Origin of the sequence: Ruoffia tabacinasalis (assembly GCF_005864045.1) — a bacterium.
GTDB classification, from domain to species: domain Bacteria; phylum Bacillota; class Bacilli; order Lactobacillales; family Aerococcaceae; genus Ruoffia; species Ruoffia tabacinasalis.
This window is the reverse complement of sequence record NZ_VBSP01000004.1, coordinates 30,915-43,038: the sequence shown is the minus strand read 5'-3', so window position 1 is coordinate 43,038 and position 12,124 is coordinate 30,915. Positions and strand designations below refer to the sequence as shown.

Annotated in this window: 12 protein-coding genes; 1 reads left to right on the top strand and 11 read right to left on the bottom strand. The window is 36.4% G+C overall.

The window, feature by feature from the left end:
* Positions 1 to 28 precede the first annotated feature (28 nt).
* The 10 genes from treP to FEZ33_RS02255 form a co-directional block, all read right to left on the bottom strand.
* On the bottom strand, positions 29 to 1,504 hold the full coding sequence (gene treP / locus FEZ33_RS02300) for a PTS system trehalose-specific EIIBC component (RefSeq protein WP_138403781.1): 1,476 nt from the start codon (positions 1,502 to 1,504) through the stop codon (positions 29 to 31).
* 173 nt (positions 1,505 to 1,677) lie between these two features.
* Positions 1,678 to 2,877 (bottom strand): hypothetical protein, encoded by a 1,200-nt coding sequence (locus tag FEZ33_RS02295; protein WP_138403780.1) that lies wholly within the window; start codon positions 2,875 to 2,877, stop codon positions 1,678 to 1,680.
* Between the two features lie 11 nt (positions 2,878 to 2,888).
* A complete protein-coding gene (locus FEZ33_RS02290) occupies positions 2,889 to 3,683 on the bottom strand; it encodes a hypothetical protein (RefSeq protein WP_138403779.1) in 795 nt (264 codons plus the stop codon).
* Positions 3,683 to 4,369 (bottom strand): ABC transporter ATP-binding protein, encoded by a 687-nt coding sequence (locus tag FEZ33_RS02285; RefSeq protein WP_138403778.1) that lies wholly within the window; start codon positions 4,367 to 4,369, stop codon positions 3,683 to 3,685. The genes FEZ33_RS02290 and FEZ33_RS02285 overlap by 1 nt, the downstream gene beginning before the upstream one ends.
* The gene (locus FEZ33_RS02280; protein WP_138403777.1) at positions 4,356 to 4,736 is read right to left on the bottom strand and encodes a GntR family transcriptional regulator; all 381 of its coding nucleotides are present in this window, start codon (positions 4,734 to 4,736) and stop codon (positions 4,356 to 4,358) included. The genes FEZ33_RS02285 and FEZ33_RS02280 overlap by 14 nt, the downstream gene beginning before the upstream one ends.
* A 138-nt stretch (positions 4,737 to 4,874) precedes the next feature.
* Positions 4,875 to 5,609 carry a glycerophosphodiester phosphodiesterase gene (locus FEZ33_RS02275; protein ID WP_138403776.1) on the bottom strand — a complete coding sequence of 245 codons (735 nt, stop codon included), beginning with the start codon at positions 5,607 to 5,609 and terminating at the stop codon, positions 4,875 to 4,877.
* Positions 5,610 to 5,612: 3 nt separating this feature from the next.
* Entirely contained in the window at positions 5,613 to 6,743 is a 1,131-nt protein-coding gene (locus FEZ33_RS02270) for an ABC transporter ATP-binding protein (RefSeq protein ID WP_138403775.1), read from the bottom strand.
* Positions 6,744 to 6,770: 27 nt separating this feature from the next.
* On the bottom strand, positions 6,771 to 7,631 hold the full coding sequence (locus FEZ33_RS02265) for a carbohydrate ABC transporter permease (RefSeq protein ID WP_138403774.1): 861 nt from the start codon (positions 7,629 to 7,631) through the stop codon (positions 6,771 to 6,773).
* Positions 7,631 to 8,515: a carbohydrate ABC transporter permease gene (locus FEZ33_RS02260; protein WP_138403773.1), complete on the bottom strand. Its 885-nt coding sequence runs from the start codon at positions 8,513 to 8,515 to the stop codon at positions 7,631 to 7,633. Before FEZ33_RS02260 ends, FEZ33_RS02265 begins: the two co-directional genes overlap by 1 nt.
* Positions 8,516 to 8,710: 195 nt before the next feature.
* Positions 8,711 to 10,027 carry an ABC transporter substrate-binding protein gene (locus tag FEZ33_RS02255; protein WP_235888747.1) on the bottom strand — a complete coding sequence of 439 codons (1,317 nt, stop codon included), beginning with the start codon at positions 10,025 to 10,027 and terminating at the stop codon, positions 8,711 to 8,713.
* A gap of 250 nt (positions 10,028 to 10,277) precedes the next feature.
* On the opposite strand from FEZ33_RS02255, the gene FEZ33_RS02250 reads away from it, so the two are divergent.
* Positions 10,278 to 11,108: a glycosyltransferase family 8 protein gene (locus FEZ33_RS02250; protein ID WP_138403771.1), complete on the top strand. Its 831-nt coding sequence runs from the start codon at positions 10,278 to 10,280 to the stop codon at positions 11,106 to 11,108.
* A 42-nt stretch (positions 11,109 to 11,150) separates the two neighbouring features.
* On the opposite strand, the gene jag is transcribed toward FEZ33_RS02250, so the two are convergent.
* Positions 11,151 to 12,113 (bottom strand): RNA-binding cell elongation regulator Jag/EloR, encoded by a 963-nt coding sequence (gene jag / locus FEZ33_RS02245; RefSeq protein ID WP_138403770.1) that lies wholly within the window; start codon positions 12,111 to 12,113, stop codon positions 11,151 to 11,153.
* Between the last annotated feature and the right edge of the window lie 11 nt (positions 12,114 to 12,124).

Genomic DNA, 12,124 nt, shown 5'->3' with positions numbered 1-12,124 from the left:
GCTGCTTCTATTGTATATATAAACTTGCTTATGCTTCCTTCTCAGATTTGCTGTTAAAGAATGGGATATCGAAGTTTAATCCAGCATCTGTTAAGAAACCAACTTTATTAAAGACAAGTGTTAGAACAAATGGCACCACTAATGCTACTACCATCGCAATCCAGAACCACATTTGTGAATCAATATGAATAACTAGGAAACCAGGTAATCCACCAACACCAATCGCATTCGATTGAACGTTAAATGTTGTTGAAATAAAGCCGGCAATTCCTGATCCTAACATCGCTGCAATAAATGGATAAATATATTTCAATGTTACCCCAAACATCGCTGGCTCTGTAACACCTAAGAATGATGATACTGCTGATGGAATCGTAATTTGAGACTCATCTGCGTCTTTACGCGTTAACCACCATACACCCATTACAGCTGAACCTTGAGCAATATTAGATAAAGCAATCATTGGCCACAGACCTGTTGTACCAGTATCTGCGATTAATTGTGAATCGATCGCATTTGACATGTGATGTAATCCAGTAATAACTAATGGAGAGTAGAGTGCTCCGAATAAGAAACCGAATAATGATTTTAATGGTCCTGATAATCCAGCCAGAACAATTGTTGAAATTCCGTCACCAATCCACCAACCAATTGGTCCAAGCACCGTATGTGCAAGAATGACTGCTGGTAATAGTGATAGAAATGGAACAAAAATCATTGATACCATTTCTGGAACGACACGACGCCAGAATTTTTCTAAGTAACCTAATGACAGACCCGCTAACATCGCTGGTACAACTTGTGCTTGGTAACCGATCATATCTAATTGAACAAAACCAAAGTCCCATTGTGGTACTTCACCTGTAGCTAATGCATCTGCTGCTCCATAGGCATTCAGTAATTGAGGTGATACTAATGTAAGTCCTAGTACAATACCTAGAATCTGTGTTGTACCCATCTTACGTGTCACTGCCCAAGTAATACCTACCGGTAAGAAGTGGAATATTGCCTCACCCGGTAACCATAAGAAATGATTAATTCCATTCCAGAATACAGATGATTCTGCAATTGTTTGTCCGCCTAAACGTTCCCACGCAACACCTTCTAAAATATTACGGAAACCTAAGATAAGTCCCCCTACGATAATAGCTGGAATAATCGGTGCGAAAATTTCAGCTAAGAACGTCATTGCTCTTTGCCACCATGATTGGTTTGTTTCTGATGCTTGTTTTACATCTGCTTTTGAAGCTTCTGATACGCCAGAAATCGCCGCAAAGTCTTTATAAAATTCTGACACGTTATTACCAATAATGACTTGAAATTGACCTGCTTGCGTAAAACTTCCTTTTACAGATGGTATAGCTTCAATTGCTTGAATATCCGCTTCACTTGGATCTTTTAACGCGAAACGCATACGTGTCGCACAGTGCGTTGCAGCATTAATATTATCGGATCCACCAATATGCTCCAATAAGGCTTTAGCATCTTTTTCAAAATTTGCCATGTTCATCCTCCTTTTACTTGTCTATACAACTTGTTTACACCTTATATTATATAATGAAAGCGTTTGACTTGCAACTTATATGTGTCGTATTTTCGAATTTTTTGTAAAGAATCTGTAATAATTGAGATGTAACACAAAAAACTGCAAACACCTAAGGCATTTGCAGAAAATTCTTAATATTGACGAGTTACAAAGTTTGTAGATAGGAATTGATATTGTGAGCTTCCTTTAATGGTATAAATCTTCTCCCCATCTGTCTCTCCACTTAAGATATCGACATGTTCTACTCGAACTTGCTTCTCATCTTCAATCATACTCATGTACAATTGACTATTTTGTAAAGTATAGGCGATTCCTTTGAAGTCCAAAAACTCTCTATTCCAAAGTTCTTCGAAATCCTCCCCATCAAAATCATATTCATACATAGTCATAAGACTAGAAGGATCCTCGACCTCTTCAGTATGTGCCGTATCAATCTTCAAGTAATACAAATGATTTTCCCTAACCATGACCAAGTTCGTTTCACCATAAAATTCTTCATCATCCGTGGACTCAGAATTACTTACGACAATATCATTCACCTCAAGGGTAATGGGATCAATGACTGCCACTTCATAATTGTTATAAGAAGAGAGTTGGCTATGATTAACTGACAAGGAATCTGGATTAACGTGGCTTTTCAGTATGAGATGGAAATGAGGTTGATCTAATTGATAACCTGCATTCGATAGCGCATAATAGTCCGTTAAGTCTTCCTCAATACTCTCTTCATTCACTACCTCAGCGGTCTCTTTATTGATAGTTAATTGAGTCGTATGGGTAGGATTCCGTTCCATACCATCGATTGTCAACAATAGATAATAGTTGGAATCATCTTCAGCATAGCTAATAACTGAATAGTTAGAATCCTTATCTTCTCCTAAGTCATAACTCCCTTCAGTGAAAACCGAAGCGTCCTTATCCACGATCTTATAATCGAAGATTAAGCTATCATCATCTTGATCTCTCAGGTAGGAACTTTGATACCATAATTGAATGGAACTATTCGGATTAACTACCCCATATTCACGCAGATTAGGTCTATTCGTTAATGGAAATGCTGAATACACTTCATCATAGACAGATTGCATTAATGACTGTGAAGAAATGTAATCATTGATGAGGTGAGTGAACTTGCCATCTTGCTCCATGAAAGCAACATAACTAACTTCTTTGTCTTTGTCCTTCAATACAAATTCTAAGTCCGCCCAATTGATATCTTCATCTTGAGACTGGACTTGGATTGGATTGACCTGGGTCTGACTAACCCATATTACTATCACTACAAGGACCATAAGAATAATCCAAGATAGAGTTAAGGCATTTCTTTTCATATTCAACCCTCCTATATACTAATGTAATAATTCATGAGCCAATACATCCATCCACTATGGATGATTAGATAGCCGACTAGGAATACGATAACCATTGTTGTCACTTCTGTAGTAGTCAATGGATTGCGAATCGATAGGAAGAATCCTATCAATAAAGCTAACATGATTACATCATAGACCAAAGTCAGACCTATTGTCTTAAGTAATCCATGACCTTTATAACTAAAGATCAAGATACAGTTATTCATCAAGACTAATAAGAAACAAATCCCAAAGCCATAGTTGAATAGGGCTGTCAAAGGATGAAGCGGAAATAAGATATAACTTATAGTAAATTGTTGAGCTATCTGAAGAAGAACCCCTAATCCTAAGTAATTATCTTGGAACACCATCTGAAGAATCCAATGGGTTACATAGAAAATCCCTAACTGTAACAAGAGTAGGCCCGACATCAGCAGTAATATGGTTGCTACTTTAGCAAAAGCAATCGGTGCTCGGTTCCCAGGTAAGATAAGTAAGCGGTACATATAATTTCCTTGAAAATACCATTCACGTAACCAGATAAAAACAGCATATAAGATTAAAGCAAAGGCTGCTCCTCCAATAACCATCGGATATAAACCAGATGAATCAAAAAAATCTGTTAAATAAAGTGCTACAGGATGACCTTCACGAACAGTCTGACGGTTTCTTATTATCATATTACCGATATTGAAAGCTTGGACTAAAAGCACACTAATCATGAGTAGGCCATAGAATATACGAGCGCGTCTCAACTCATCAGTTAATAAGTTTAAGAATTTCATTATCTATACACCTCCCGCATCTTATCCACAATACTATGCCCTTCTTCAAAACGGACTGATTCTGGATAGAATTCATTCACCACATGGCCATCTTTTAACATAACGACTTTGTCAATTAACATCTCAATATCATTAATCTCGTGGGTTGATATGAGAACACCTCGCCCTTCAATAATCTTAGAAGTAAAGACACTAGCAATCTCTTCACGCGTAAGAATATCAATACCAGAGAAAGGTTCATCCATAATAACGTAGTCTGTATCTAAGGACAGACCTAATAATAAGTTGACCTTGGCAATATTCCCTTTGGATAAGCGACTAATCTGATCATGGCGGTTCAGATGGAAGAATTCAATCATTTCATCCGCCCGTTTAGGATTGAATGAAGTGTAATAGGTTGCCATAAAATCAAGCGCTTGTTGAATGGTCATATGCTTCAAGACAATAATCTGATCTGGAATATAGGAGATACGGTTGAAGTCTTGGAAGCGAATCGCTTGGCCATCGATTAAGAATTCACCTGAATCATTAGGCAATAACCTCATTAAGAGATTCATTAAGGTAGTCTTTCCTGACCCATTCTCCCCAATCAAGCACGTAATCTCTCCTTTGTTGATAGTAAAGGACACATCCTTCAATACCTCTTTCTTACCGAAAGACCGACTTACTCCTTTAATCTCTATCATCTATACCACTCCTTTCCTCAATATATTCCCCTAAAGAGGCTAATAGTTCATGGGCTTCAATCCCAAGAGGTTGAATCGCATCATAGAACTGGACCATCGCATCATGTAACATGCTTTGTTTCAACTTTTCAATCACTTCTGTATTCATCGTTACAGTACTTGGTACATTTGGCTCTGACACAATAATCTCCTCCTCTTCAAGTTCCTTAAAGGCTCTCTGAACGGTATTAGGGTTAATCTTAAACTCTTGGGCAATCTCTCTACGCGAAGGGAGCTTATCCCCCGCCTTATAGTCTCCCACCACAATGATTTGCTTATAATGATGCTTCAATTGCTCATATATGGGGGACCGCTTATCAAATTCCATGGTCTAGCCTCCTCCCTAAAAGTGTATTATCCACTTAATACAATTCACAAGTGTATTATATGAGTAATACAGTTAGATGTCAACAAAAAATCCTGATAAACCTTTGAGGAGTTTATCAGGATATGGAAAGTCACTCTATTAAACTAACGTCATGGCTAATTCGACTTCATTGGTAATAATTCCTTCAATGCCTAAGTCTAATAAGGCTTGAATATGTTCTCTTTCATTGGCTGTGTAGGCATTAATGCCTACATTAAGGTCTTTACATTCCTTCACTATCTCAGGGTTCAAAAGAGCTGAGACGAACATAGGATGATAATGTTCCACCCCATATTTTTTGCAGTATTGTCCTGGATTCAATATGTTAGCTACTGTTAAGAAACCACATGCTATGTTCGAATCGATTTCTTTAATCGCTTGAATTGAAAAATGATTGAAAGAAGAGAAGATAACACGGTCTTCTAAGCCACGTTCTTTCACTAAGTCTACGGTAATGCCTGCCATCTCATCATAAGCAAAGTAAGATGTCTTCAGTTCAATATTAACCATAATATCGGTTGTCTGGAACCAGTCTAAAAACTCAACTAAAGTGGGTATCTTAATATTATCCGTACTCTCATCTTCTAAGTCTTCCATCCCATTACGGAATTCATACGTTTTTAATTCTTCTAAAGTCAGATTCGCGATGAAGCCTTGGCCATTCGATGTACGATCAATTTTTTCATCATGACAGATTACAATTTCTTTATCTTTAGTTAATTGAATATCTAATTCAATCCCTTGAGCACCGTATTCTACAGCTTTAGTAAATGCGAGCAAAGTGTTCTCAGGGAATCTTCCGCTATAACCACGGTGTGCAATTATTTTACTCATATCTTATAGGACTCCTTCTACTGAACGTGCAGTAAGAATTGTTTGTTGGCTCTCTTTATCAAACAATAAAGCTCTCGTTAAATCAAGTGAAATGTGTACTTCAGTCTCAATTGGAACCATACGTGGTGGGTTGAATCTGGCTGCACATTCACGTTTGGCAGATTCTAGGTCGAAATAAACAAAGGTATCTGAACCGATTTGTTCTACATTCTTAGCAAGGACAGTCACGGTATTCTCGTCTTCTGCAGTAGCTTGATAGTGAATATTCTCTGGACGAATACCTAGTAAGACTTCTTGACCTTGAATATCAACATGAATACGGTCAACCAATTCTTGAGGTAGGTAGATTTTTTTATCTGTGGCTGTGAAGAAGACATCACCAGCTTCTTTGACTAATCTACCTTCTAACATATTCATCTGTGGGCTTCCGATGAATTCTGCCACAAAGACATTGTCAGGGTTATAGTAAAGGTTAGCAGGTGTATCGAATTGTCCAACGTTCCCAACACTAATCACCGCAATACGCGTTCCCATTGTCATTGCTTCAGTCTGGTCATGGGTTACATAGACAAAAGTCGTTTGTAGCTTACGGTGTAAGCTGACAATCTCAGAACGCATGGTGACACGTAATTTTGCATCTAAGTTAGATAAAGGCTCATCTAATAAGAATACTTTAGGATTACGAACCATGGCACGACCTAGCGCCACACGTTGACGTTGACCCCCTGATAAAGCTCCTGGCTTCTTATGCAATAATTCAGATAATTGTAAGATTCTTGCGACTTCATCAACACGCTTATATCGTTCTTGCTTATTCACACCCGCCATACGCATGGCAAAGGCAATGTTATCACGTACGGTCATATGGGGATATAAAGCATAGGATTGGAATACCATCGCGATATCGCGCTCTTTAGGAGGAATATTATTGACTAATGTATCACCAATATACATTTCACCTTCTGATATTCCTTCAAGTCCTGCAATCATACGTAACGTCGTAGATTTTCCACATCCTGAAGGTCCTACTAATACAATAAACTCTTTATCTTCAATATCTAAATCAATGTTTTTAACAGCTTTATAGCTATCCTCATAAACTTTTGCTACTTTTTTTAATTGTAATTTTGCCATATTATTTCCTTCTCCTTAACATTGGAATTAACCTTTAACTGCCCCTGAAGTCAAGCCTTTAACCATATTACGTTGACCTACAATGAATATCACTAAACTTGGAATCATACAGATCACAACACCTGCAACCATTAGAACTAATGATTGTGAATCCACACTATTTAGCATACTAATACCAATTTGAACTGTTCGGTTCGAATCATCATTCGTCACTAATAACGGCCACATATACATGTTCCATCCCGCTAGGAATGATTGAACTGCCATAGCACCAATTGTAGGTTTAATTAATGGTAAGACCATTGAAAAAGCAAATCGGAAGTCACTACAGCCATCTATTTTAGCTGACTCATAAATCTCATATGGGAAGTTTTCTAGTGCTTGCACACATAAGAATATATTGAAGGCTGAAACAATAAAAGGAATTATCAATACAGTGATTGAATCAGTTAATCCCCAGCCTGAAACCATTAAGAATTGTGAAATAATAACGGCTTCTCCAGGAATCATCATTGTCGATAAGATGAGGCCATAGATAATGCCTTTCCCCTTAAAATTCAAAAATCTAAAAGCAAAGGCTGCTAAGATTGAAGTTGTTATCTGCAATAAAGTAATTGAAACAGCTACAATTAGCGAGTTCATAATATAGCGACCGATGGGTGCAATATCAAATACATCAACAAAGTTTGTTAATGTTGGGTTTTGAGGGAATAACACACTATTCGGATCATATAATTCACCTGATGGTTTTATCGCCATCAAAAATGCATAAATTAATGGGAACATAATAATTAACCAGGCAATAACATTTAATACGACTAGGGCAAATCTCCCTAATTTTCGGCGTCGAATATATCTTTTATCAGTAGCATTTATTGGTGCTTGCATTAGCTATTTGCCCCCTTTCTAAATTTAAACATAATCACTGTGAGTATCATTACAATAATGAATAATACAACAGACTCCGCTGAAGCAAATCCATAACGGTAATTCATAAAAGCATTTCGGTAGATATCGTAAACAATTACGTTCGTAGATTGTCCTGGACCACCTTTTGTTAAGATATTAATCTGCCCGAAACCTTGGAAAGCATTAATGACATTCGTCACAATAACGAAGAATAACGTTGGCTTTAAAGAAGGGAGTGTGATGAATATAAATTTCTGAAAACCATTCGCTCCATCAATTGACCCACTTTCATATAATGATTCATCAATACTTGCTAAACCTGAACTGAAATAAAGAAAATTCATTCCACTGTTTAACCAACCAGTTAGAATACCTACTGCGAGAAGAGCATAGTCTGGATTCGCTAAATAGTTAGTAAATGTACCAAATAAACGGTTAACAATACCTACGGTTGGATTTAGCATCACTTGAAAAATCATCGCCATTCCTGCAGATGCTATTGCCATAGGCATTGCATAACTTGCACTGAAAAATTTAATACCTGGGAATGTTTTCTGACACAATAGAGCAGTTAAGAACCCAATAACTACTCCAACACCTACAACAATTAATACAAAGTTTAACGTTACCAGCACACTATTCCAGAAACTACTACTAGTTAATAACTCTTGATAGTTACCTAAACCAAGAAACTTTGCATTCTCCCCTAAATTATTCGTTAGGAATAAACTTCTATAAAGCGTCTGAATGAATGGCCAAAACATGAACACACCTAAAACTATGATAGCAGGTAATAAATAGCCATAACCTTTTATTCGATCAAATAAAGAGCGCTCTTCTTTAATGATTTTTGCTTGTTCCATATTTGTCTCCTTGTCTTTCTTTTCTAAAAAATAAAAGTTGGGTATACGACGTCAACAGTATATTCCCAACCTTTAAATTTATGTTAATGATTAAATGTACTTCTATAAAATTACAATAGGATACAACCACTTCTTAGTTTTTAAACTAAGATTAAGTAATTGTCTCCTATTGAATTGTTCTTATATTAAAGAATATTATTGGTTTGCTGCGTTGTAGTTTTCAATTGCTGCGTTTACTTGATCAGCCATCGATTGAGTTGCTCCAGCTGCGTCTGTTGAACCATTTAATAAGTTTTCTAATTCATTCTCATAAATTTGACGTGCTTCTTGGTTCACACCAGATAATGCTCCTTGTGATTCAGGAGTTGACTCATGTAATTGGTCAATCGCTGTTTGGAATTGCGGGAACTCAGCTAAGTTATCTAAGAATACTTGCTCTTCGTGAGTTGCTGTTGTGATTGGGAAGTATCCTGTATCACGATTCCATTTCGCTTGTGATTCTGGTGAAATTAAGAACTCAATGAATTCCCAAGTTGCTTGTTTCTTAGCGTCGTCACCAGATTCGATCATCCATAATGAAGCTCCACCGATTGAAACGCCACCTTGGTCTTCTTCGTCAACACCTGGGAAGTAGGCAGTACCTACTTCAAAACGTCCGTCAACTTCTGTTAAGATTTGACGTAAACTTGCAGTAGAACCAATTGTAATTGCCGATTGTCCAGCTACGAATTCAGGTTGTCCACCTGTACGTCCTACGTTAGGGATTGCTCCGGCTTCCATACCTTCTAACCATTTAGAGATAGTTTTTTCCATTGCTCCGTTTTCAACGAATACAGTTTCAGTTGGCGCGCCTTCACGTCCATTACCGTTGTCATAGATATCTTCTTCTTGTTTAGAGAACCATTGTTCTAAATACCAACCGTAGATTTGTAGAGAGATTGGCATTGCTGCTCCAGCTTCTTGTAATTGTGGTGAAATTTCAAGGATTTCTGCTAAAGAACTAGGTGCTTCTTCAATACCTGCTGCTTCAAAAATGTCAGCGTTATAATACATTATTGGAGTTGAAGAGTTGAATGGCATAGAGTTTAATTGACCATCAATTGTATAGTATGCAGCTAAGTTTGGTTCGATTTGAGAGATGTCGTAACCACTTGAATCTATATAATTTTGAACCGGTACAGTTAATCCCGAATCAATCATAAAAGTAGTTCCTAATTCGAATACTTGAACAATGTCAGCTCCAACTTGAGATCCTGAAGCAGATGAGCGTAATTTTGTTAACGTCTCATCATAAGTTCCTTGATATTGTGCATTAACAATAATACCATCTTGAGATTCATTGAATTCATCAACTAATCTTTGTAATGCTTCACCAGCATTACCACCCATTCCATGCCAGAAAACTAATTCAACAGGCTCCTGAGCATAAACACCTGTTGCAGTTAATCCTAAGTTACCCACAAATAATATGGCTAAAATAATAAATGTAAAAACTTTTTTAATTGTATTCAAGATACAATTCCTCCTTATAATTAATTTTAGAAACGCAACAACCCTGCATTCATTTCCGACTTTTATCATATAAAGTGGATATTAATTTAACGTAAATATTATGTAAAGATTGGTCTTTCTATGTAAAGTTTATGTAAATTTAATGTTAAGGCATCTTATTGTATCGAACTTTATAATAACTATTCCTTCATATTCAACTAGCTCTAATTTTGGTATAATCGATTCAACAGTAAAAATGGAGGCTTTTAAGATGAATCTATTATTTTCAATTTCTGATAATTTTACGGAACCACTCCTTACTACCTTATTATCCATTAGAAATAATACAAAAGAAGAATCGTATGTTGTCTATGTACTTCAAAAAGAAGAATTAAAAGATAACAAGTTAATTCATAAATTTTGTCAGCAACTCCAAATGGAATATAAGCCTATTATTATCGGAAAGAATATATTCCAAAACGCTCCCGCTAGTGAAAGATGGCCCGAATCAATCTATTATAGATTGCTAGCCCATGAATTTCTTCCTTCAGATCTTGATAAGATTCTATATTTAGATGCTGATGTTTTGTGTATTAATGATTTATCCTTCTTATATAATAAAAATATTAATGATTATCTCTATGCAGCGTCTAGCCATACTCGTTTAGAAGTAACGGATACTATAAACCGTCTACGCTTAGGTAATCGTGAATTGAAAAGCTATTTTAATTCCGGTGTTCTACTGATGAATTTAACTTTGATTCGACAAGAAGTGAAAAGTGAAACCATCTATAATTTCATAAAGGAAAATCATGACTTCTTGCTTATGCCCGATCAAGATGTACTAAATGGTCTATATGGAAACCAAATCTTACCTCTACCTGATGAATTATATAATTTTGATTCAAGATTACCTTTTCTTTATGAAATAATGAGTCAAAAAGAGATTTCCTATGATTGGATTATGGATAATACCGTTATCTTACACTTTTGTGGTAAAAATAAACCTTGGAATGAAAGTGAACGAAGTAAATTCTCTGTACTTTACAAGCATTACTACTCTCAAATGAAGCGTGTAACTAATAAAATCACCTCCAAATAAAAAAGCTAGGACCGAAGTCCTAGCTTTTTTGTGTGAATTCACTTATTTATATTCTACTACTAAATAACGATTTGGTTCTTTACCTTCTGAGTGTGTTTTAATTCGATCAATTCTTGCTAAATGTGCGTGAATTTGCTTACGTTCATATGCTGGTAAAGGATCTAAGATTACGGTTTGTTTCGTCTCTAATACTTCATCGGCCGTTCGTTGAGCAATTTGTCTCAGGACATTTGCGCGACGATCACGGTAATCACCCACATTCAATAGAATAGATGTGCGACGACGGTATAAGCTTTGGAAGTAAGTTTGCGATAAAATCTGAAGGGAATTAATGATTTTACCATGCTTACCAATAACTAAGCCTGATTTATCCGTTTCAATATTAAACATCACTTGTGAACGTGATATTTCAAACTCAACATCAGCTTTCGCACCGTAGGATTGAATCACTTCTTGAATGTAGACTGCCACTTTCTGACTTGCTTCTTCAATTGTAAATGTCTCTTGTTGGTCGTCTTCATCTGATTTTGATTCAGTTATTGCTTCAGCTTTTACTTCTTTTTCAGCTTCTACAGAAGGTTTTGGTTGAGGTTTTTTCACTTCTTTTTTAACTGGTTCTTCAGTCACAGTTTCTTCAACCGCTTTTGCTTCAACCACTTCTGATTTTGGAGCAACTTTTTCTTTAGGTTGTTCTTTCACTTCAGTGATTTTAATTTCTTCGTCAACTTCAACAACCATCGGTTCGGCTTCAATGGGAGTCTCTGTTGTATCTGATTTTACTTTTTGCTCTTCTTCCAATTGTTCAGTAATTTCTGATAATGATAACTCATTTTTCGCTGTTACTTCAACAATGGCATCTTGCTTACCAAAACCAAATAATCCTTTTTTACCTTCACTAATAACATGAATTTCTGCTTCAGAACGTGAGATGTTCAGTTCGGCTAATCCTTTTTCGATTGCTTTATCAACCGTCTCAGCTCTAACAGTTGTACTGTGTTCTAACATCGTATCTTCCT